Origin of the sequence: Marinobacter sp. ANT_B65, from assembly GCF_002407605.1 — a bacterium.
Lineage (GTDB): Bacteria > Pseudomonadota > Gammaproteobacteria > Pseudomonadales > Oleiphilaceae > Marinobacter.
The window spans coordinates 180,192-201,371 of sequence record NZ_NXGV01000001.1; the positions used below are offsets into that span (position 1 = coordinate 180,192).

19 protein-coding genes are annotated in these 21,180 nt (G+C 53.9%); 12 read left to right on the forward strand and 7 right to left on the reverse strand.

From position 1 onward, the window contains the following. Positions 1 to 34: 34 nt before the first annotated feature. From CPA50_RS00815 to CPA50_RS00825, 3 genes are all read right to left on the reverse strand, one after another. On the reverse strand, positions 35 to 787 hold the full coding sequence (locus CPA50_RS00815; protein ID WP_096780608.1) for a transporter substrate-binding domain-containing protein: 753 nt from the start codon (positions 785 to 787) through the stop codon (positions 35 to 37). 85 nt (positions 788 to 872) lie between these two features. Next, a complete protein-coding gene (locus CPA50_RS00820; RefSeq protein ID WP_096780609.1) occupies positions 873 to 1,643 on the reverse strand; it encodes an ABC transporter ATP-binding protein in 771 nt (256 codons plus the stop codon). A 157-nt stretch (positions 1,644 to 1,800) separates the two neighbouring features. Continuing rightward, a complete protein-coding gene (locus tag CPA50_RS00825) occupies positions 1,801 to 2,559 on the reverse strand; it encodes an FCD domain-containing protein (protein WP_096780610.1) in 759 nt (252 codons plus the stop codon). Between the two features lie 375 nt (positions 2,560 to 2,934). Between CPA50_RS00825 and dctP the strand changes: the two genes are divergently transcribed. The 9 genes from dctP (at position 2,935) to CPA50_RS00870 (ending at position 12,507) form a co-directional block, all read left to right on the forward strand. Next, positions 2,935 to 3,960 carry a TRAP transporter substrate-binding protein DctP gene (gene dctP / locus CPA50_RS00830; protein WP_413772148.1) on the forward strand — a complete coding sequence of 342 codons (1,026 nt, stop codon included), beginning with the start codon at positions 2,935 to 2,937 and terminating at the stop codon, positions 3,958 to 3,960. A 105-nt stretch (positions 3,961 to 4,065) separates the two neighbouring features. Further along, the gene (locus CPA50_RS00835; RefSeq protein WP_096780612.1) at positions 4,066 to 4,770 is read left to right on the forward strand and encodes a TRAP transporter small permease subunit; all 705 of its coding nucleotides are present in this window, start codon (positions 4,066 to 4,068) and stop codon (positions 4,768 to 4,770) included. Continuing rightward, entirely contained in the window at positions 4,767 to 6,302 is a 1,536-nt protein-coding gene (locus tag CPA50_RS00840) for a TRAP transporter large permease (RefSeq protein WP_096780613.1), read from the forward strand. The genes CPA50_RS00835 and CPA50_RS00840 overlap by 4 nt, the downstream gene beginning before the upstream one ends. Before the next feature lie 19 nt (positions 6,303 to 6,321). Continuing rightward, positions 6,322 to 6,747: a GlcG/HbpS family heme-binding protein gene (locus CPA50_RS00845; protein WP_096780614.1), complete on the forward strand. Its 426-nt coding sequence runs from the start codon at positions 6,322 to 6,324 to the stop codon at positions 6,745 to 6,747. Between the two features lie 10 nt (positions 6,748 to 6,757). Continuing rightward, positions 6,758 to 8,230 (forward strand): FAD-linked oxidase C-terminal domain-containing protein, encoded by a 1,473-nt coding sequence (locus CPA50_RS00850; protein ID WP_096782265.1) that lies wholly within the window; start codon positions 6,758 to 6,760, stop codon positions 8,228 to 8,230. Next, the gene (glcE, locus tag CPA50_RS00855) at positions 8,223 to 9,290 is read left to right on the forward strand and encodes a glycolate oxidase subunit GlcE (protein ID WP_096780615.1); all 1,068 of its coding nucleotides are present in this window, start codon (positions 8,223 to 8,225) and stop codon (positions 9,288 to 9,290) included. The genes CPA50_RS00850 and glcE overlap by 8 nt, the downstream gene beginning before the upstream one ends. A 161-nt stretch (positions 9,291 to 9,451) precedes the next feature. Further along, complete coding sequence (gene glcF / locus CPA50_RS00860; protein ID WP_096780616.1) at positions 9,452 to 10,660, forward strand: glycolate oxidase subunit GlcF; 1,209 nt, start codon at positions 9,452 to 9,454, stop codon at positions 10,658 to 10,660. Between the two features lie 98 nt (positions 10,661 to 10,758). Beyond that, positions 10,759 to 11,208, forward strand: a complete 450-nt coding sequence (locus tag CPA50_RS00865) for a DUF4124 domain-containing protein (RefSeq protein WP_264753978.1) — start codon at positions 10,759 to 10,761, stop codon at positions 11,206 to 11,208. A gap of 96 nt (positions 11,209 to 11,304) precedes the next feature. Further along, positions 11,305 to 12,507, forward strand: coding sequence for a multidrug effflux MFS transporter (locus tag CPA50_RS00870; protein ID WP_227519434.1), 1,203 nt, complete (start codon positions 11,305 to 11,307; stop codon positions 12,505 to 12,507). Between the two features lie 8 nt (positions 12,508 to 12,515). On the opposite strand, the gene CPA50_RS00875 is transcribed toward CPA50_RS00870, so the two are convergent. Both CPA50_RS00875 and CPA50_RS00880 read right to left on the reverse strand, forming a co-directional pair. Continuing rightward, complete coding sequence (locus tag CPA50_RS00875) at positions 12,516 to 14,261, reverse strand: SulP family inorganic anion transporter (protein WP_096780618.1); 1,746 nt, start codon at positions 14,259 to 14,261, stop codon at positions 12,516 to 12,518. 109 nt (positions 14,262 to 14,370) lie between these two features. After that, entirely contained in the window at positions 14,371 to 14,763 is a 393-nt protein-coding gene (locus tag CPA50_RS00880; protein WP_096782267.1) for a globin, read from the reverse strand. Positions 14,764 to 15,052: 289 nt separating this feature from the next. Here CPA50_RS00880 and CPA50_RS00885 point away from each other — a divergent pair, with 289 nt between their 5' ends. Together CPA50_RS00885 and CPA50_RS00890 are read left to right on the forward strand one after the other, a co-directional pair. Then, positions 15,053 to 15,340, forward strand: coding sequence for a hypothetical protein (locus tag CPA50_RS00885; protein WP_096780619.1), 288 nt, complete (start codon positions 15,053 to 15,055; stop codon positions 15,338 to 15,340). A gap of 493 nt (positions 15,341 to 15,833) precedes the next feature. Continuing rightward, the gene (locus tag CPA50_RS00890) at positions 15,834 to 16,901 is read left to right on the forward strand and encodes a BMP family ABC transporter substrate-binding protein (protein WP_096780620.1); all 1,068 of its coding nucleotides are present in this window, start codon (positions 15,834 to 15,836) and stop codon (positions 16,899 to 16,901) included. 67 nt (positions 16,902 to 16,968) lie between these two features. On the opposite strand, the gene CPA50_RS00895 is transcribed toward CPA50_RS00890, so the two are convergent. Continuing rightward, positions 16,969 to 18,453 (reverse strand): amidohydrolase family protein, encoded by a 1,485-nt coding sequence (locus CPA50_RS00895; RefSeq protein ID WP_227519435.1) that lies wholly within the window; start codon positions 18,451 to 18,453, stop codon positions 16,969 to 16,971. Positions 18,454 to 18,878: 425 nt separating this feature from the next. Here CPA50_RS00895 and CPA50_RS00900 point away from each other — a divergent pair, with 425 nt between their 5' ends. Next, entirely contained in the window at positions 18,879 to 19,916 is a 1,038-nt protein-coding gene (locus CPA50_RS00900; protein WP_096780621.1) for an isopenicillin N synthase family dioxygenase, read from the forward strand. A 58-nt stretch (positions 19,917 to 19,974) separates the two neighbouring features. On the opposite strand, the gene CPA50_RS00905 is transcribed toward CPA50_RS00900, so the two are convergent. Continuing rightward, the gene (locus CPA50_RS00905) at positions 19,975 to 21,177 is read right to left on the reverse strand and encodes a urate hydroxylase PuuD (protein WP_096780622.1); all 1,203 of its coding nucleotides are present in this window, start codon (positions 21,175 to 21,177) and stop codon (positions 19,975 to 19,977) included. Between the last annotated feature and the right edge of the window lie 3 nt (positions 21,178 to 21,180).

Consider the following 21,180-nt stretch of genomic DNA (forward strand, 5'->3'; position numbering starts at 1 on the left):
GCTACCGTTGAGGCGGCCCCTGAGGCTCGTGTTATCAGACCTTGACGTCGTAAGCGAAGTACTTCTTCATGATGGCGTCGTAGGTGCCATCTTCTTTAAGCTTGCGCAGCGCCGCGTTCACTTCGTCGGCAATGTCTTTGTCGCGTTTGCGCATTGCCACGCCAACGCCTTCACCCAGTTTGACTGGCTTGCCAATTTCTTTGAAGCCATCTTTGGTCAGAACAGTCTGTTCGCCAACAGGATAGTCTACAAATACTGCGTCCAGACGCTGTCCTTCCAGATCCAGAACCATGTCGTCAGCGGTGGTATAGCGCTTGATCGTTACAATGTCGGCCATTTCCTCGGTCACGAAAGTGTCCATGGTGGTGCCACGCTGAACGCCCACCGTTTTGCCTTTCATGGAGTCCATATCGGTAACGTCAGCTTTGAAACCTTCAGGGCCGAACCAGCCGCCTGGTGTGTTGTAGTATGGCTCGGAGAAGAGTACGCGTTCTGCCCGCTCCGCTGTGATTGACATGGAAGACATGATCAGATCGAATTTGCGAGCCAGAAGACCGGGGATCATTCCGTCCCACGCCTGAATGACAAACTCGCAGTCTGCCTTCATTTCTTCGCACATGGCCGTAGCCAGATCCACTTCGAAACCGGTCAGGTTACCGTTTTCATCTTTATATTCGAACGGTTCGTAAGGTACATCGAAAGCAATGCGCAGGTTACGTTCTTCCGCCTGGGCACCGCTGGCGAGCATAGCCAATGCACAACTCGCGGCAATCATCAGCTTCTTCATGAGTCACTTCTCCAGTATGTCGCCTCTATGGGCGTTATTATTTAGGACGTTGTATGTCCAACACCAGTTACGATAGCACTGGATGTCAGAACTTGGGAGCCAGAAACTGCTTCATGCGCTCCGAGTCCGGATGATCAAACACCTTTTCGGGTGTGCCCTGCTCTTCGATAACGCCCTGGTGCAGAAACAGCACCTGGGTCGACACATCCTTTGCAAACGCCATTTCGTGGGTTACCACGATCATCGTTCTGCCTTCCTCTGCAAGGCTTTGCATTACTCTAAGGACTTCTCCGACCAGTTCCGGGTCCAGTGCTGAGGTGGGTTCATCAAACAGCATGACTTCCGGTTCCATGGCCAGGGCTCTGGCAATCGCCGCCCGTTGTTGCTGGCCGCCAGACATCTGTGCCGGGTAGTAGTCCTTGCGCTCGTATATGCCGACTTTGTTCAGGTACGCCTCGGCCCGCTCAATGGCTTCCTTTTTGGGAACTTTGAGTACGTTGACCGGAGCTTCAATAATGTTTTCCAGCACAGTCATGTGTGACCAGAGGTTAAAACCCTGAAACACCATGGAGAGCTTGGCGCGGATCAGTTCTACCTGCCTGTTGTCTGCAGGAATTCGATCGCCTTTGCGGTTGTTTGTAAACCGGATAGGATCCCCGTGAACAATGATGTCACCGGATGTAGGTGTTTCCAGCAGATTGATACAGCGCAGAAAAGTGCTTTTACCGGAACCGGAGCTGCCGATCAGGGAAACGACATCGCCTTTACGAGTCTCCAGTGAAATACCTTTGAGAACCTCTAGCTGAGCAAAGGTTTTGTGTATGTCCCTGCAGATCAAAGGCGCTTGGTCCGCCATGGGTGTGGCTCCTGAGGCTGTCGTTCAAAGGCGATTGTTTTACGGACTGTGGAAGTGGAAATCAATACCTTATATACACAGTTTTACGATTTTTTAGTATCGATATCCGCAAGTTATTGTGGCGTAATGAATGCTCAATGCAAGCATTTTGCCGGTTTCAGCTGTGTGTGCCCGAGTGGTCGCCCGAGGTCACCTGTTCAACCGGAACACGGATCAGAGTGCTGCCATCTTTCTCCATATCGCGCATGGCTTTACTGACAAAGCGTACATGGGCCATGGCAACCTTCTGGGCGCTGGCCGGCCGGCCAGAAGTGATGGCCTCATACAGCTGCCGGTGCTGCAGAACAATTTTCTTGCGCATCTCTGCGCGCGGGTTGAGGTTGGCCACCGACGCCTGCACGGTCATCAGCATCATGTTCTTGAGACTATTGAGCACGTGAACAAGAATCGGATTGTGGGATGCCTCCACAATTGCCTGGTGAAAGCTGTGGTCCGGCCGGGCGTTGCTCAAAGGGTCGGTTTCCTCCAGAGCGCGGAAGGCTTTTGTTATCCGGTGCCGGTCCAGGCTGGTTGCCCGCTGCGCGGCCAGGAAGGCGGCCTGGCCTTCCAGTTGCTCCCGGACCTCAAGCAAGTCATAGAGTGTTCGTGGGTGCCCTTCAAACAGGTGCATCAGGGGGCCTTGCGCACTGATGTCAGCTGACCCCGGTACCATGGTGGATACAAAGGAGCCTTTGCCATGCCGGGTTTCGATCACGCCGCGGCCCTGCAACTCATGGAGCGCTTCGCGGATAACCGATCGCGACACCCGCAGGCGCTCGGCAAGTTGCCGTTCCGAAGGTATTTTTTGCTCCGGAGCCAAGCCCCCATCGAGGATCATACGCTCCAGCCGGTAAGAGATTTCCTGGGAAATAGCCATCAGGGTGCCTTTGAGTGCGCACTGGTCTGACCAGTGTTTGCTGTATTTATTGTTAGCCAGTTTTGGCTTTTGAACGCGCTTCAGCCCTGTAAATATGGCCTATTCAGGGAAGTTCGTCCATTTTTCTGAATTTAAAAACTGGTCTGACCAGTACCTTGCCAGCTGGACTAAACCGGAACTGCCCACGAATATCTTGGGGATGCTGGGTAATTATGCCCGTGTTGCTCTGAACTCTATAAAAACAATTTCAGTGGAGACGTTTCGATGAAACCGAGCAAAAATAAAACAAATACCCGGGAAACCGGTGCTGACTCGCCCCGCAGGCGCTTTCTGAAGACCGCAGCTATCGGCACTGCCATTGCCGGGGCGTTGATGATGGGGGCTGGCCAGGCACACGCTGCGACCACATGGAAGATTCAGTCCGTCTGGGATGCTGGTACCGTCGGTTACGATCTGTTTGAAGAGTGGTGCGAGAGCATTGAAGAGAAGAGTGGTGGAGAGCTTGTTTTCAAACCCTTCCCTGCCAAGGCCGTTGCCGCTGATAACAATGCGTTGTTTGAGGCCGTTCGGAATGGTGTGTTGCAGGGCATGAATCCGTTTACTCTTTACTGGTCAGGAAAGATCCCGGCATCGGTGTTCCTGTCTTCTTATCCTGCGGGCCCGGACCAGCCACATCAGTGGGATACAATGTTCTATTCTCTGGGCATGCTGGAGAAAACCCGGGAAATCTATAAAAAATACGGCCTGTTTTATGTGGGGCCAATCCAGCACGACGCCAACATCATCCATTCCAAAAAACCGGTTAACAGTCTTGATGACCTCAAGGGCATGAAGATGCGTGTGCCAGGCGGTATGGTTGCGGAAGTATTCCAGCAGTTCGGAGTATCTACGGTCAGCCTGCCAGGCTCTGATATTTTCCCAGCGCTGGAAAAAGGCACTATTGATGCGGCGGACTATGTGGGACCGGCGGTTAACTACGAACTGGGCTTCTCTCAGGTTACCGACTACATCATGTTCGGCCCCCCAGGCGTCATGTCTATCTATCAGCCGGTGGACCTGATGGATCTCACCGTTAACCTGCGGAACTGGAACAATCTGGATCCGAAACTGCAGAAGCTGGTGGAAGAGGAGGTCCGTAATTACTCTCAGCGTCATTACCTCACCATTCAGAAACGTAATATCGAAGCTATGGAGAAGTTCAGGAGCGATGGCGATACGGTGACCCGGCTCAGCCAGGCTGATCTTGTAGAGTTCCGTCGTGCAGCTATTCCCATCTGGTACAAGTGGGCCAATAAAGATGAGGACGCACGTGCAATATTCGATATGCAGCTGAAATACATGATGAACGATACCGTTGGTTATGTGACAGAAGCTGATCTTGAAGGCGTGGAAGGCAAGTAAGCCTGCGTTATCTGACAATAATAAAAACACAGCGGGGAAGGGCAGGGAATGCTCCGGAAAAGGGGCCTCCTCCTTCCCCCGTTTTGTGGCTGAGGTAGTAACAACATGTCTGAACTAGAAGGCTTCGGATTTGTAATGCCGCACTGGTTTTACTGGGGATGGCTGGCGGTGATGCCGCTGATAATGATGGCTTGGGACCGGTGGGCCCAGGCCCGTGCGGGAGAGCCCGTAGTGCCGGGAAAGACTCCTGGTGAACTTCAGGCTGAAGAGGATGATCCTCTGATTTACCTGAAGTTTGAGGGCAACTGGTTCACTCGGGCTATTGACTGGACGAGCGAAAAATCCGGCGAGTTTGTGTCCTTCTGGACGATCAATGCGGTCGTTTTCTACTTTTTTGAAGTGGTCATGCGTTATGTGTTTAACCAGCCAACCATATGGGTACATGAAGCCAGCTTTCTGCTGCTGGGCATGCAGTACCTGCTGGCGGGGGCGTTTGCAATGCTCCATGGAGCCCACGTGCGTGTTGATGTGATGTACAACCTCTTACCGGTACGCGGCAGGATTGGCATGGACATTTTCACCTCTATGTTCTTTTTCGTGTTTGCCCTGGTGCTGATGCATACCTCATGGACCTTTTTCGAGAACTCTTATGGTATGAATGAAACCACGGTTGAGACCTGGGGCATTCAGTACTGGCCTGTCAAAGGCATGATGCTGGTTGGTTCCACTCTGCTTTTACTTGCAGGTATTTCGAAACTCATAAAAGACATTGTTCTCTTCGTTCGTCTGGGACAGGAGCGTGTCGCATGACTGTCAGTACAGCAACCGCGTCAGGCCCGAACATGGCGGGCAAGCTTGGCACCTGGCTGATGATCCTGGCCACGGTGGGATTCGGGTTTGTTATCTGTGTTGAGATGATCAACATTCTTTTCTACGACCCGTTCAGTGATGAAAAATTCCTGTTCAAACTGGCAGGCAGCCTGGCCAGTGTAGACATAGGTCCGTTGACCTATCTGATGTTCGGCTCACTCCTGTTAGCTCTGATGATGGGCTTGCCGCTGGCCTTCGTAACAGGTGGGCTTGGAGTGTTGTTTGTCTATCTGGTTGGCGATGCGATGATGCTCAACATCGTGCCGAGCCGGATCTTCCCCATGATGACAAACTCCGATCTGGCGGCAATTCCCCTGTTCATCTTTATGGCGTCCATGCTGGAACGGGCTGGTCTGATAGAGGAAATGTTCAGCGTGGTCTACAAATGGATGGGCGGGCTCAGCGGCGGTCTGGCAACCGCGACTATTCTGGCGTCTACCCTTCTGGCTGCCATGGTCGGGGTTATTGGTGCAGCGGTTGTGACCATGGGCATCATTGCGCTGCCTGCCATGCTAAAACGGGGCTATGACCACAAGATTGCCATTGGCTCGATTATGGCTGGTGGCACCCTGGGTATTCTGATTCCGCCATCTATTCTCGCCATTCTGTATGCCGTTGTGGCGCAACAGTCTGTGGGCGAGTTGTATCTGGGTTCTGTGATACCCGGGCTTATGCTGTCCAGCCTGTATATCGCCTATGTACTTATCCGGAGCTGGCTCAACCCAAGTCTGGGGCCACCTGTTCCCGAAGAGGAGCGTATTTCTTTACGGGAAAAGCTGCTTCTCCTCAAAGGTCTCATTGCGCCCCTGATTCTCGTAGGCCTGGTTCTTGGCCTGCTGTTTGGCGGTATCGCGACACCGGTTGAAGCTGCGGGAATTGGTTCGTTCGGCGCCATTATTGTTGCCATGATGCATGGAAGGTTCTCGATTGGCGGCCTGCGTGAAGCCTCGGTAACCACGGCTAAAGCCTCTGCCATGGTGCTCTGGATCATGTTCGGTGCATCGGTGTTTGTCGGATTTTATATCCTCCAGGGCGGCCAGCAGTTTGTGACAGACGCCATTCTTGGTACGGGAATGTCTTCCTATGGCATCCTGTTTCTGCTGATGGTATTGCTGGTTGTGCTAGGGATGTTCCTGGACTGGGTCGGCATTCTCCTGCTGGCAGTTCCGATCTTCATTCCGATCGTCAAGGCGCTGACGTTCGATGGGCTTTTTGGTTTCCCACCGGTAAACGGTGACGATGTGGTGCTCTGGTTTGGCGTCTTGTATCTGGTCAACATGCAGATGTCCTTCCTCAGTCCACCCTTCGGCTATGCACTGTTTTACATTCGTGGTGTGTGTCCGCCCGAGATATCCATGGGCACCATTTTCAAATCTTCCCTGGTGTTCCTCGCCATTCAGGCTTTTGGCCTGATGGTCTGCATCCTTATTCCGGGTGTGGTGACCTGGTTGCCAGGGCTTGTTTACGGCTGATTTTCTGGAGGTAAATAGTATGTTGACGATAAAGAGGCTTGATCTTGCCGAGGCGCGGTTACTGATTGAAGGTGCTGCTGCCAAAGCGCGGGATATTGGTGTTCCCATGTGTATCGCCATTGTGGATGAGTCTGGCAACCTGATTGCGTTCGAGCGCATGAATGGCGGCAAGACCAGCAGTGTTACAATTGCTCAGGACAAAGCGTTTACAGCGGCTGCGGCAAAAAAAGCTACCCATGATTACAATTCGGTGAATGTGCCGGGAAGCCTGGCGTTTGGCATTCACACCGAAGTGGGGGGGCGCATAAGTTCCGTTGGAGGCGGCCTGCCGGTGATTGTTGATGGCGAGGTCGTAGGCGGCATAGGGCTGAGTTCCGGCACGCCGCAGCAGGATATGGACTGTGCCCAGGCGGGGATAGACCATTTCGAAACTCAACGTGGTTGAGAGAGGCGTTATGACAACCAAGCCAAGGATCAGCAAAGCAGAACTGGCTGATCAGTTCCGGACCTTTATTGATCCGGACTACGTCATTACAGACGACGAAACAATAAAGCCCTACGAATGCGACGGCATGTCGATGTACTGCGAAATGCCATTGCTGGTGGTGCTGCCGGAAACCGTTACTCAGGTGCAGCGGGTAATGCGTATCTGTCACGAACACGGGGTTCCTGTTGTTGCCCGGGGCGCAGGTACCGGCCTGAGCGCGGGAGCTATGCCGAACAAAGAGGGCATAGTGCTCTCGCTGGCCAAATTCAATCGGATTCTGAACATTGACCCGCTGGCACGGACGGCCAGGCTTCAGCCTGGTGTCCGTAACCTTGCCATCAGCGAAGAGGCAGCGCAGTACGGCCTTTACTACGGGCCCGATCCCTCGTCGCAGATTGCCTGCACAATTGGCGGAAATGTGGCGGAAAACTCGGGCGGCGTTCATTGCCTCAAGTACGGGCTGACTGTGCACAATATTCTCAGCGTCGAAATAGTCACAGCTGAGGGTGATGTGGTTACCATTGGCAGCGATGGCCTGGATGGCTGCGGTATGGATCTGCTTGCCGTGTTTACTGGTTCGGAAGGTCTGCTGGGTGTTGTGACAGAAGTGAAGGTAAAACTACTGACCAAACCTGAAGTCGCACGGGTGGTGATGGCCGGCTTTGACAGTGTTCAGAAAGCCGGTGATGCGGTTGGCGGGATTATCTCTCACGGCATTATTCCCGGTGGGCTGGAGATGATGGATGGCCATGCCATTGTCGCCGCCGATGATTTCGCCGGTGCAGGCTACCCCCGCGAGGCCAAAGCTTTGCTGCTATGTGAAGTGGATGGTACGGAAGAGGAGGTGCATGAGCATATTGCCGAGGCTGAGGCTGTTTTCCGTAAACTCGGAGCTACTTCTGTCCGCACATCCCAAAGCGAACAGGAGAGAACGCTGCTCTGGCTGGGCCGGAAGTCCGCCTTCCCGGCGGTTGGGCGTATTTCTCCGGATTACTATTGCATGGACGGTACGATTCCTCGTCGCCATATCGCCCAGGTACTGACAGACATGCAGAAGCTGTCTGAAGAGTTTGGTTTGCGTGTGGCAAACGTCTTCCATGCCGGTGATGGCAACCTGCACCCTTTGATCCTTTTCGATGCCAACGTGCCGGGAGAGTTTGAACGTACAGAGGCTTTCGGCGCCTCCATTCTGAAAATGTGTGTTGATGTCGGTGGGTGTATTACGGGTGAGCACGGTGTGGGCGTGGAGAAAATCCGTCAGATGGCTGTTCAGTTCAGCGACCAGGAACTCCAGCAGTTTCATGATTTAAAGGCCGCTTTCGATCCAACGGGCATTCTCAACCCGGGTAAAGCCGTGCCCGCCCTGAAATTCTGTCAGGAATATCGCTCGCTCGAGCACAAACAACACAAGCACGAACATACGGAAGCCGCACATGGCTGATATCTCACAAAAACTTCAGGAGCAAGTGCTCCAGGCCCGCACAAGCGGAGAGAAACTCAACATCGTTGGTGGTGGCAGTAAAACTTTTATAGGCCGGGAAGCAAACGCCGATGCCGGCACTCTGGACATTAGCGGACATACAGGGATCGTGGATTATCATCCTGTTGAACTGGTAATGACGGTTCGTGCGGGCACGCCTCTGATCGACATTGAAACCGCGCTCGCGGAACAAGGCCAGGCGCTGCACTTTGAACCTCCGCATTTTGGCCCGGGTTCTACCATTGGCGGCACACTTGCCTGCAACCTCTCCGGACCTGCAAGACCCTGGGCAGGGTCAGTCCGGGATCAGGTGCTGGGTATACGTCTGATCAATGGTAAAGGCGAACACCTGCGCTTTGGCGGTGAAGTCATGAAAAACGTTGCTGGCTACGACGTTTCCCGGCTTCAGGCCGGCGCCTTGGGTACATTGGGTGTAATGACTGAAATCAGCCTGAAAGTCATGCCCGGCCCGGCAGCGAGCCTGACTCTGGTGCAGGACATGGCAATAGATGAAGTGCTGCACTACATGAATAGCCGAGCTGCTGAGCCTAAGCCAATTACTGCTGCCTGCTGGTTCGACGGTAAGGTCTACCTGCGTCTCTCTGGCGCAAAAACAGCCGTTGAAGCAACCGCTGAAAAGTGGAGTGGCGACATCATGGCAAATGGCGAGGCTTTCTGGCGCTCGGTTCAGGACATGCAACATGAATTCTTCGCAGACCAGAGTGCGCCGCTCTGGCGCTTCTCGGTGGGTTCCACGGCAACTAACCCGGGCCTGGATGGTGAGTGGTTTATCGACTGGGCCGGCTCCCAGCGCTGGTTCCGGGGAGCTGGAGAACTCGGCGACATGGAGCCACTGGCTCGCGCCGCTGGCGGGCAGGTAAGCCTGTTCCGTGGAGGCGATCGCACTGGTGAGGTAATGCATAGCCAACCCAATGCCCTTAAAACGATCCAGCAGCGAGTGAAAAGCTCGTTTGATCCCGATGGGATATTTAATCCCGGTCGACTGTATAGCTGGATGTAAGCTCGCCAAGGTCAGATGAGTGATCAGGCAGATGTGTCTCTGAAACTGTGCGAAGCCATGGATGGCTTCGCCAAGTGGACAGGGAAGTATTCACAGCGTGTTTCAGAGACACATCTGCCTGATCGCGACACCACCGAACAAGATTCTTTAGCAGGTAAAACATGCAAACTAACCTGGTTCAACAATTTGCCAATACAACAGAAGGGCAGGAGGCAGAAGCCATCCTCAGAGCATGCGTTCACTGCGGCTTCTGCACCGCAACCTGCCCGACCTATCAGGAGCTGAACGATGAGCGAGACGGTCCCCGTGGCCGCATTTACCTCATGAAAATGTTCCTTGAAGGCGCCGAAGTTACTGAAAAAACCCGAGAGCATCTTGATCGTTGCCTCACCTGTCGCAGCTGCGAAACCACCTGTCCTTCCGGGGTGCAGTACGGCCGCCTGGTGGACATCAGCCGAAACCTCATCGATAAAGAGCTGCCCCGGGCTCCGAAAGACAAATGGATGCGCTGGGCTCTGGCACGGGTGCTTCCCAACCGTGCGCTTTTCGGTTTCATGCTACGCCTCGGGCAGGCATTCACGCCCATACTGCCTGGTAAACTGCGTGCCAAAGTACCTCCCAAAAAACAGGCAAGCCCCTGGCCGGCGGCAAGCCATAACCGGATTGTTCTGGCTCTGGCCGGCTGCGTGCAGCCATCTGCAACGCCGAACACTAACGCGGCGGCGGCCCGGGTTCTGGACAGGCTCGGTATTACCATGGTGGAAGCGCCGGAAGCTGGCTGCTGCGGTGCGGTGAATTATCACCTTTCCGAGCATGAAAAAGGCCTGGAACGTATGCGTCAGAATATTGATGCCTGGTGGCCTGCCATCGACGCTGGCGCAGAGGCTCTGGTGATGACTGCGTCTGGTTGCGGAGCCATGGTTCAGGACTATGGGCACCTGTTGAGAGATGACCCTGTGTATGCGGCAAAAGCTCAGAAGGTCAGTGAGCTGTGTACAGATCTTGGCGCCTTCCTGCTGAAACAGGATCTTGAGCCACTCAAGGTCAAGCAGAGTCCCGGGAAAGTAGCTTTCCATTGCCCATGTTCATTGCAGCACGCCATGAAACAGAGCGGCGTCGTAGAGCAGGTCCTGACCAGGGCGGGCGTTAATCTCGCTATTACCAAAGACAAGCATTTGTGTTGTGGTTCGGCAGGCACTTACTCAGTACTGCAGCCAGAGCTTAGCCAGAAGTTGCTGGGTAACAAGCTCAAGGCCCTGACCATTGATGATCCTGATCGTATTGTAACGGCCAATATCGGTTGTCAGATGCATCTTGAAACGAAATCACAGGTGCCGGTACAGCACTGGATAGAGTTGCTCGACCAGTAAATATTACGGCACCATGTGCCGGCTTCTGCGATGCCTCATGCCATTCTCTGTTGTGCGCGTTATACTGCTTCAGCAATTAACGTCACCACAGGGAGTGGATGCTCGTGCCAGGGATTATGGCTTTAGCGATTCTGATGTTGGTATTCTCTTTGCCGGCTGTTGCCGGTATTTATACCTGGACAGATGCCGAGGGTGTGGTCCATTTTACGGACAACCCGCCATCTGACAAAAGCCATCGGCCCATTGATGTTGCTGCGCCAGTGACTGTGCCCATGGTGGTTAACCTGCAGCAGCACAAGCGGGTTTCAGGAATCCACCGGCAGGTTCAGGGAATGCTCTCATCTGACCGTAAACGCGATTCAGAGCCTGGCAAGGCAAAAGCGAAAGCCGTTGCCAGGCAGGAAGACGCCTGCGCCGGTTACCGGCGAAAACTGAAGCAGATCCAGTCCCAGCTTCGTGCAGGTTACGGAAACAGTAAAGGCAACAGGCTGCGCGATAAACGCCGCAATATCAGCCAGGCTTTAAGTCGGGAGTGTATTTTGCGTTGAAGTTGTAGCCTGGCTGCCTGGTAAATACCCTGACAAAGTAAGGTTTTCCATGTTCAGTCTGATCATTCCTGTTCAACTTTCAGTTCGAATAGCGCTTTGAAAACAACACCCTTATCCCATCTTCAGCTGGCCATCCTTCTGGGTATGACCGTTGCGCTTGGCCCGCTTGCACTTGACGCATACCTGCCTGCCTTTCCCCTTATTGCTGATGAGCTGGGTGTTGGCCATGGAAGTGTCGGGCTGACGCTCAGCGCATATGTCGGTGCCCTCGGGCTTGCGCAGTTGCTGGGCGGCCCCTTGTCTGATCGTTATGGACGACAGCAGGTTCTGCTAACCGGGCTGGCAGTGTTCTCCTGTGCTGCCTTCATGATTGCGCAGGCACAAACGCTGCCGGAGATGCTTGGTTGGCGTATTTTACAGGGTGTTGGCGGGGCATTTTGTGCGGTGTCTGTCCCCGCTATTGTCCGGGACCAGACCCACGGGCAGGACGCTGCGCGTCTGTTCGGGCTGATTGGTCTTGTGATGTTCATAGCTCCAGCGGCGGCACCCTCAATTGGCACCCTGCTGCTGTATCTGAGCGAGTGGCATGCGATCTTTATAGCGCTGGCCTGCTATGGCGTGCTCCTGGCGGTTGTTCTTCACTTCGTACTGTTCCGGCGGTTGCCCCCCCGACAAAAGGAACAGACGCCCCTGTCTACTCTGGTTACCAACTATGGGCTGGTTCTCCGCCACAGTGTAACCATGCGGTTTGTGGGCTTGCAGGCGCTGTGTTTCAGTTCCATGCTTGTGTTTATCACCCACGCATCGTTTATTTATCAGAAATGGTTCGGGCTCTCAAACGCCACATTTTCCACGCTGTTTGCCGCCAATATTGTCGCAATGGCAGGCCTGAACCTGTTGAACCGTCGACTGCTTAAGCGGTATCAATCGGTGCGGATACTCAGAGCCTGCGTGTTTCTGCAGGCTATTGCTGTCAGCGTATTGGTGGTCTGCGCCTGGGCTGGCGCTCCCTACTGGGTTGTCGCTATCTGCATCATTATGTCGGTTGGTTTCATGGGGGCAATTGTTCCCAACAATATGGCCAATGCGCTGGAGTTCTTTCCCCATCTTGGGGGCACTGCTGCGGCGATGCTCGGGGCGGCGCAGTTCACAATCGCTGGCGCCATAAGCGCATTATCGACTTCTCTGGCTGGCGGATCGCTGCTGCCTATTGTGATGGTGATGGCTGTCTGTGTGTATGGCGCAGCCATACTGGCCGCAGGCGGGCCAGGGGCAGTTGAGCGGGAAAGCCGGGCGTAGTCAGAGCATCATTTCTGGCGCCGTCGGGTTTTTGCGGCATTACTTTGTCTGGCGATTGAAGCCCGGGAGCTGATGCCCTGATCAATGTACAGCACGGCATCAGTTATCTGGGGGAACATGTGCTCATTCAGCAAATACTCCCGCAATGCCGCTGAGTGTGTGAGAGTGTCACGAACCGGGCCAATCAGGCTCACAAGGTAAAACTGGATGCCCTGTCCCTGCAGGTTTTCGATCACGCTTTCCAGCATGATCAGCGAGGTGCTGTCGATACTGCTGACGGCCTGTGCATCCAGTATTACGGCCTTCAGTGAACCCTCGGGACGCTGCTTTATCATGTTGTACAGCCGCGACTTGAAATAGTCCTTGTTGGCAAAATACAACGGCGCATCAAAGCGAAAAATCAGCAGATCCTTACGTACACTGACACTTTCGAAACGGTGGATGTTCCGGTAGAGATCCTCTCCATCGATCTTGCCAAGCTCTGTGATGTGTGGGGTTGTGCTGTTGTAGATAACCAGCAACAGCGATACTGCCACGCCCACGAGCAATCCCTGCTGAACACCCAGCAACAATGTGATCAGGAAAGTGACCATCAGGATCCCGAATTCTTTTCTGTCCTGCTGGAACAGAGCTTTCATTTCCTTGTACTTGAACAGCCCCAGTACCGACATCACGATGATTGCTGCCAGAACGGCCTTTGGTAAGGGGTAGTCGGTAAACAGTGGCGTAAGAAAGACGACTGTGACGCCAATCAGGCCAGAAGAAACGATTGCAGATACCTGGGTCAATGCCCCGGCCTCCCGCAAAGCAGCACTGCGTGAAAAGCTGGCGGATACCGGAAAGCTGCGGAACATCGCGCCCAGGGCATTGGCCAGACCAAGCGCGACCAGCTCCTGGTTAGGCTGTACGCTATGTCTGTCCTGCGGCGACTCCTGCGATTTGCAGATGGACATAGTGCCCACGAATCCCATAAAAGCCACTGTAAACGCCACTGGTAGTAACTCTCCAAGCTTCGCAAAACTGATATCAGGTATCTGAAGTGCCGGGAAGCCCTTTGGTACAGAATTGATTACCTCTACCCCCGCCTGTCCCGCATGAAAAAGCCCGGAGAGCAACATGGTGCCGACAAGCAGCATCAGAGCGTTAGGGAATTTTGGCAGGTGGCGTTTGCAGAAAAAAATAAATAGCAGGCTTGCCACTGCGATGCCCACGGTGATCGGGTGCCAGTGGCTTATGTTTGTTAATAGTTGCCAGCAGAGGTCCAGCACATTTGCGCTGTCTATATGAAAACCGGTCAGATTCTGGAGCTGGCTGCCAATGATGATAATAGCTGCCGCTGAGGTATAACCAACGACAACCGGGTAGGAGAGGAAGTTCACTATAAAACCAAACCGGAGAAGTCCGAACAGGAACTGGATCAGACCCACCAGCAGGGTCAGCTCTATTGCAAGCTGAAGGTACTGGTCTGATCCGGGCTCGGCCAGCACGCTGAGGCCGGAGAGGATCAGTATGGCATCCAGAGCTACCGGCCCGACGGAGATCTTGTTGGAGGTTCCCAGTAAGGCGTATAAAAGTGGTGGGAAGATTGAGGCGTAGAGCCCGAACTCCGGTGGCAAGCCTGCGAGCACCGCATAGCCCATGCTTTGCGGAATCAACATGACGCCAATGGCGAGGCCTGATATCACATCCTGTCTTAGCGTATGGGTTGTGTATCCCTGCAACCAAAGCAGACCGGGCAGCAATTTATAGAGCATAAAAGCAGTTTTCGTTTGAGGGCGGGCCGGTCTGCAAGTGTGTGGAAATCAAAAGGCTGAATCAAGAGATATCAGCCTTCTGCTTTGCCACCCTCTGGTTTCCGGTAGCTCAATAAGCTCCCCGGATCAGATTAATTCCCGGTGTCAGCACTTCTTTCCACGCGTTTTCGAGTTCTTTGGTGTACTGGGGGTCATGGCGGCGCACGGTTTTCATCAGTGCATCAAGCCACAGTGAGTACCATTCAGGCTGAATGTTATAGTTTGAGCGGTTATGGCTTTCACCAAGTGCCTTGAGTTTGCGGTCTGGCATTCCTCGTGCTGTCAGGATCAGCTGCAGTACCCCGTTGCGCAACAGGTGCCTCTGTGCGGCCATATCAGTGTTCACAAAGCGTTTTTTGATAGCCTCTGAACTTGACATGAAATACTCATAAAAATCGACAAAAAACTCATCACGGTTACAGCACCGTCCATAACTTTGAAAAACCAGATCTGTGTTATTCATGTGCAGTAAGTGTCCTTGCGAAATATAGGGTCTTTGGATAAAGGGGGCCAGAATAGAGGTTGCATTTGATGCCTTCAGTTCGATTTTGTAAACGATACCTTCCTCTATAGCCGCCAATGAGTGGGGCGCTCATGCCTGGCGGTCACTGAGATTACCCATCCAGCTTTCAAGACTGCCTGGTCCGGCTACTGGTTGAGGTTCTGTTCAATAACGGCTTTTAAATGCTATTAATTACGATTATCACTCGCCTGGCGCTATAAGACGCCAACACTTTGTTCGAGCCCGCACTATGTCTCCTAGCACTTTCCCTCTTCGCCGGCGCCTGAAGGGCATAGGTTCTGCAGCATCCATAGCCTGGCTGGGCGCTGTGCCTGTTGCCATGGCGCAGACCCTCGATAACCAGCCCGAGTTACTCAGCCCGCTTGTTGTAACCGGCACTGCACTCAAAGTGGAGGCACCTATTGTTGAAACGCCTCCGGGCGGGGTTATAAACGCGATTAGCAAGCGCCCCACAGAGGACCGGCAGGGGGAAGTTATTATCGAAGGTGGCACGAATGACCACCAAAAATGCGGTTGAACTGCCAGCGTGAGAGGCCACAACGTTCTGCCAGTGCAGGCACAGCCAGCGGCTTATCCAGGTTGTGATGGACGTGGTCAAGCACCTGCTGAATTCTGGACAGCTGTAACCGCCGGTTACCCATCATTTAACCTCGTGTACTGCTGTTCAGAAATGTTCAGAGGCTGAACGCATATGGTGTAGCGACCAAGTGATCACCAATGGCATTGTACGGTTTTCCTCCACTACAACAAAACGACTGGCTCCGCCGACTGCCCGAATCCGCTCTGGTTCATCTCATTGGCACAGAACCGTGCAGTATCTGTCTCAGTTTGGTGCGTTTCACTTCCTGGTTTAAGTGAATTCCGCAAACTGTCGGCTTTTCCTACAGGCTGTGCCCGCTATCAGCGCCCCCTGCCAAAAACTGAACTCTTGGCCAGCTTTTTGCAAAAGACCTTTTGAAGCATTTTCACTTCAGAAACTATCTGAGATGCAATCCGCAAGGAGAAGTTCGATGACACTCAAGTCTGGTCTGGTGCTCGCTGCGATACTGACGCTGCCCACATCTGCTATGGCAGATGACCCTACGAAAGTTGGTTTTGTCTATGTTGGTCCTATCGGGGATCACGGCTGGAGTTATCAGCATGATCAGGGCCGCCTTGCTCTGGAGGATCATTTCGGTGAAAAAGTTGCAACCACCTATGTGGAAAATGTAAGTGAAGGCGCTGATGCTGAACGCACAATAAGGCGTCTTGCACAGGCAGGTAACGAGATCATCTTCACAACGTCTTTTGGTTTCATGAACCCCACTTTACGGGTCGCAAAAGAGTATCCGGACATAACATTCCTGCATGCTACCGGGTACAAGAGAGACGAAAATCTGGGTACCTACCTGTCTGTTACCTATGAGGGCCGTTATGCAACAGGTGTGGCCGCAGGTCTGGCAACAGAGACAGATACCCTTGGCTATATTGCGTCTTTCCCGATTCCTGAAGTCATCCGTGATATCAATGCTGTGTATCTCGGTGCCAAGGAAGTGAACCCGGATATTGAGTTAAAAGTTATCTGGGTCAATACATGGTTTGATCCCGCTAAAGAGGCCGATGCTGCCAATGCTTTGATGGATCAGGGCGCAGACGTCATTGTTCAGCATACAGATAGCCCGGCTCCCCTGATTGCTGCCGACAAACGCGGAAAATGGGGCGTAGGTCAGGCCTCTGATATGCGCGGGTTTGGCGGAGACGCGCACCTGTTATCCGTTGTGAATAACTGGGGGCCTTATTACATCGAGACCGTGCAGTCTGTTATGGATGGTACCTGGGAGCCTGCAGATTACTGGGGTGGAATGTCTGAGGGTACCGTTGAGGTTGTAGGATTGAGTGAACGTCTCTCTGCGGAGCAGCAGGAGAAGGTCAATTCGGTGATTGATGCCTTGACCAACGACGAGTTCCATCCATTTACCGGGCCGCTCAAAGATCAGTCGGGTGAGTTGCGTGTTCCTGCAGGCGTTTCCATGACGAATGAGGAACTGGCAGGTATGGACTGGTACGTGGAAGGGATGACTGCCACCTTGTCCAAATAAGGCTGGTTGTTAACGGGCTATCCGGGCCGGCGGGAGCGTATCCTGCCGGCTTTTTGCGTTTTGCTTGTCAGGCTTCGCGTAATAGCCGGGAAACACAGTCCTGAACGTTTCGGGTCAGTTCGGATTCATCCAGCCCATTTACCTGGCCTCCTGTTACTATCTGCCGCCCCTGCACGAAGCTGTCCCGCACGTGCACAGGTTCACCGCACATAAGTGGCGCCATCAGAGGGCTGTGGACACCAGCGAAACGGGGTTGGTCAATGTCATACAGAACCAGATCGGCGGCCTTGCCAACGTCCAGAGTGCCGGTGTCATGCAGCCCCAGCATCTGAGCGCCATTGCGGCTGCCCCATTTAAGTACCTGTTCCAGTGTGGTGGCCCTTGGCCCTTTCATCGCACGGTGGATCAGCCAGGCAAGGTTGAGTTCCTGGAGCATGGAGCCCGACTCTGCTGACGCCGAACCGTCCACACCCAGAGTTATCTGGATGCCCGCAGCCTCCATATCAATGGCCGGAGCTACGCCACTGCCCAGCCGACAGTTTGATGTAGGGCAGTGGGCAATGCCCGTACCTGTAGCTGCAAGACGTTTTATGGCATGGGGATCACTGTGTACCAGGTGGGCATACCAGACGTCAGGCCCCACCCATTCGCAGGATTCCGCGTAGTCGATGGCACTCATTCCGTATTTGCTCTGGGCCTGGTTTTCGTCAAAGCTCACCTCGAGCAGATGGGAGTGCATTTTCAGATCGTTTTCCCTGGCCCACCGGGCCTGGGCTTTAAGCCCTTCCGGCGAGCTTGAATGAATCAGGCTGGTAGGAGCGACCACCAGTTTCTTCATGGCGTCAGGGCTGGTCTGATGGTGCTTCTTCCGAGTGGCATCAAGGCGGTCAATGATCTGCTCTATGCTTTCCGGTGCAACCCCGTGCTCGATCATGCCTTCATGAGACCCTGCCTCTGTCGCGCTGCCGCGGCAGAGAACCATACGAATTCCCAGTTCCTCTGCGGCCTGCCAGACCGCCTCTTCAAGCTCGGGGCTGGTGGTGCTGTGGTACAGATAATGGTGGTCAGCACAGGTTGTGGCGCCGGACCGGATCAGCTCATACAGGCCGAGGCGTGCAGCGTGATACATCATGTCGGGCGTTACCTTTGGCCAATAACGAAACGGCACGCTGCTCAGCCATTCGCCCAGGTTGTGGTTGAGCCCTTCCGGGACACCTTTCATGATGGATTGGGCAAGGTGGTGGTGAGTGTTGACCAGGCCTGGCCATATGACGCAGCCGGAAGCATCAACAAGGGTTTCCGGGCTCTCCGGCGTCGGGGCCAGATTGAGCCCCATTTCGACAATGTAGCCGTCGCGAATACGTATATCCCGGGCGTCCGGGGCTGTGTCGGACGCTATGGCTTTGGCGTTCTGAATCAGATAGTTCAATGGTTGCTCCTTCATGTTACCAAGAGCAATGTCCCGAGGCTGGCGCTTGTCTGCAGCGCCTCTGACAGCTTCTACTCTTTTGCTGGGTGTTTGGCTCTGATTCGGATGCAAGAACTCTTCCATTTATTGACCGTATGGTCAGGGCAATGGTTCTGGCCAGGCAAACTGTGTTGGAGGGTGCTGTATTGGGGCAGAAATCCGGGGCTTGCCCTTAATTGGTTCGTTTTGATGTTCAGTAGGAGGCGGGTTATCTGCCGGGTTGGCGGTGCGAGGGAAGTTATGGGGGGAGTTTTAAAGTAAGTATGCTGGCATGGATCCTGCTGCATTTCCGGAGTTAAGGCAGGCTGCAGATTGATAGCCTGCCACTCTGAGTAGAAGCTGTCAGGGATCCTCTGTAAAAGGGGTTTCGGGTCATTGCTCAGTCGCTGATCGGATGCGCAACAGGCGTGATTGGCGGCGACGGCTATGAGTTTGCCTGACCGCCCGGTTTTCACACCAGTTTGCCTCCGGACACTGTTTATCTTCTGATGTTATGCCCGGGAGGCTCAATGACTAATCCTCAAGAAAAATACGCACTCAAAGAACTGAACCTGGAAACTACCTTCGGTGGTATGGGGAAGGAAATTGAGTGTGACGTCCCCGTAATTGACCTGACTGACTTCGAACTGCGCCGGGAAGAAATTACCGATCAATTGTGGCAGGCCGCTACGGAAGTCGGTTTTTTCCAGCTGTCAGGACATGGTCTGGATCTGGCGTTGATAAAGCAGGCCTTCGGCCTGTCTGAACAATTTTTCGCGTTACCTGAGCCAGAGAAACAGCGCTACCCACTCAAAAAGGGCCTCAACTCTGGCTGGGAGTTCAGGTCACAGGTGCGGCCTTCAACCGGTACGGCCGATGACAAGGAATCCTTCCAGATTACTCTGCCGCACATGGATGATCTCTGGCCAAACCAGACTGTGGTGCCGGAGTTTCAGAGGGTCATGCTGGATTTTGAACACAATGCCTGGCAACTGGGTATGAAGGTCTTGTCGTGTTTTGCCGAGAGGCTGGGTTTCGAACGGGAGTTCTTCACCCATGCCCATGACCGGAGCTCGGCAGAGTATCAGAGCACGCTGCGTCTTTTGCATTACCTGCCATTGGCTGAAGACTCAACTCTGGATGCATCGATCTGGCGGGCGGGGGCGCATACCGATTTTGACTGCCTTACCATGGTCTTTCAGCAGGAGAATCAGGGCGGTTTGCAGGTAAGCCCGGGTAAGAACGCAGAAGATAAAGGCGATGAGCGTGAATGGTTCACTGTTACTCCGAAGGAAGAGCGCATAACCTGTAATATCGGCGACATGCTCATGCGCTGGAGTGATGACCGTCTGAAATCCACCCTGCACAGAGTGCGGATGCCGAAGCCGGGTGACTATAATGGTCCCCGCTACAGCATGGCGTTCTTCTGCCAGGCCAACAAGGACAAGATCATCCAGGGCCCGGAGAAGAAGTATCCCCCGATTTCAGCCCGTGATTACCTCTTGCAGCGTATTCAGGCCAACTTCGATGCGGCGGAGAAAACAGCCAAAGCGATGAAGCAGCAATAACCATGAAGTAAAACCATTATCCTAGGCCTCCTGTTGGAGGCCTTTTTATTTTGCCTGTTTACTCCGGCTTGTTGCTCATCAGCCATTGTCCAAGTTGCTGGCGCTCCTCGTCGGTCATACCGGTAACATTGCCCAGGGGCATGTAATGGGAGTCAACGGCCACTTGCCGAACCTTGCCTGCGTGATTAGCCAGCAGTGACAGTTCATCAAACATAATACCTGCTGGCGGCGACTGGAATGCCGGATGGCTGGGGGCACTGGAATGGCAGGCCACACAGTGAGTGCTTATGATTGCACTGGCGGTTTCGTCGCTTACAGCCTGACCATCGGCAGTTTCTGATGTGACCGGAGCAGGGGCGATAGCCCAGATCAGAGTGGCGGTGAGAAAGGCAGCAACAACCAGTATCCATGGCTGGTTGATGTCTCTGTGTCGCAAATTGAAATAATGCCGGGCAAAAGCGGCAATAAATCCAATCGAGGCAAGAACGGCCCAGCCGTAGGAGTGTCCATACAGTAAAGGGTAGTGGTTGCTGATCATGATCAGCAAAACCGGCAGGGTGAGGTAGTTGTTGTGAGTGGACCGCAGCTTGGCAAGCATAGCCAGGCGGGCCACACGAGCACCCGGATCGCCACCTTTCTCGATGGCATTTACCAGCGCCCGCTGGGAGGGAACAATCCCCAGGAAGACATTGGCCACCATGATGGTTCCTATTATGGCGCCCACATGAATGTAAGCACCCCTCCCGGTGAACACCTGGAACAGGCCCCAGTCTGCCAGTACCAGAATGGCGAACAGTATCAGGCCGAAGGCCTTGCCGTTGTCTGCCAGCGGGCTGCGAATCAGCGCTTCGTATATGGCCAGCACGACAGCGATGGTGCCCAGGCCAATGGCTATGGCGGTGCCGATACTGATGTCTGCTTTCGATGGATCTATCAGGTAACCGGGTGAACCCATGTAGTAGACAACAAACAGCAGAGACAAGCCGCTTAACAGTGTCGCGTAAGCCTCCCATTTGAACCAGTGGAGTTCCTTGGGCATTTCCCTGGGACTGAGCTCGTACTTGGCGATTTCATAGATGCCACCACCATGGATGGCCCAAAGGTCACCCTTGATGCCTTCCTGCTTTTTCCATTCCGGAGGTTCCCGAAGGTGGTTATCCAGCCAGACAAAGTAGAATGAGGCACCGATCCAGGCGACTCCGGCAATAACATGAAACCAGCGAACGAGAAGGGATAGCCATTCGCTCAGATATGCTTCCATGGG

Excerpts from the sequence above, each read along its gene's own strand:
- CPA50_RS00895 (WP_227519435.1), bottom strand. The coding sequence starts at position 18,453 with ATGGAAGAGTTCTTGCATCCGAATCAGAGCCAAACACCCAGCAAAAGA.
- glcF (WP_096780616.1), top strand. The coding sequence starts at position 9,452 with ATGCAAACTAACCTGGTTCAACAATTTGCCAATACAACAGAAGGGCAG.
- CPA50_RS00835 (WP_096780612.1), top strand. The coding sequence starts at position 4,066 with ATGTCTGAACTAGAAGGCTTCGGATTTGTAATGCCGCACTGGTTTTAC.
- CPA50_RS00880 (WP_096782267.1), bottom strand. The coding sequence starts at position 14,763 with ATGAATAACACAGATCTGGTTTTTCAAAGTTATGGACGGTGCTGTAAC.
- CPA50_RS00840 (WP_096780613.1), top strand. The coding sequence starts at position 4,767 with ATGACTGTCAGTACAGCAACCGCGTCAGGCCCGAACATGGCGGGCAAG.
- CPA50_RS00825 (WP_096780610.1), bottom strand. The coding sequence starts at position 2,559 with ATGGCTATTTCCCAGGAAATCTCTTACCGGCTGGAGCGTATGATCCTC.
- CPA50_RS00820 (WP_096780609.1), bottom strand. The coding sequence starts at position 1,643 with ATGGCGGACCAAGCGCCTTTGATCTGCAGGGACATACACAAAACCTTT.
- CPA50_RS00865 (WP_264753978.1), top strand. The coding sequence starts at position 10,759 with ATGCTCGTGCCAGGGATTATGGCTTTAGCGATTCTGATGTTGGTATTC.
- CPA50_RS00900 (WP_096780621.1), top strand. The coding sequence starts at position 18,879 with ATGACTAATCCTCAAGAAAAATACGCACTCAAAGAACTGAACCTGGAA.
- CPA50_RS00875 (WP_096780618.1), bottom strand. The coding sequence starts at position 14,261 with ATGCTCTATAAATTGCTGCCCGGTCTGCTTTGGTTGCAGGGATACACA.
- CPA50_RS00815 (WP_096780608.1), bottom strand. The coding sequence starts at position 787 with ATGAAGAAGCTGATGATTGCCGCGAGTTGTGCATTGGCTATGCTCGCC.
- CPA50_RS00850 (WP_096782265.1), top strand. The coding sequence starts at position 6,758 with ATGACAACCAAGCCAAGGATCAGCAAAGCAGAACTGGCTGATCAGTTC.
- CPA50_RS00890 (WP_096780620.1), top strand. The coding sequence starts at position 15,834 with ATGACACTCAAGTCTGGTCTGGTGCTCGCTGCGATACTGACGCTGCCC.
- glcE (WP_096780615.1), top strand. The coding sequence starts at position 8,223 with ATGGCTGATATCTCACAAAAACTTCAGGAGCAAGTGCTCCAGGCCCGC.
- CPA50_RS00885 (WP_096780619.1), top strand. The coding sequence starts at position 15,053 with ATGTCTCCTAGCACTTTCCCTCTTCGCCGGCGCCTGAAGGGCATAGGT.
- CPA50_RS00905 (WP_096780622.1), bottom strand. The coding sequence starts at position 21,177 with ATGGAAGCATATCTGAGCGAATGGCTATCCCTTCTCGTTCGCTGGTTT.
- CPA50_RS00845 (WP_096780614.1), top strand. The coding sequence starts at position 6,322 with ATGTTGACGATAAAGAGGCTTGATCTTGCCGAGGCGCGGTTACTGATT.
- dctP (WP_413772148.1), top strand. The coding sequence starts at position 2,935 with ATGGGGGCTGGCCAGGCACACGCTGCGACCACATGGAAGATTCAGTCC.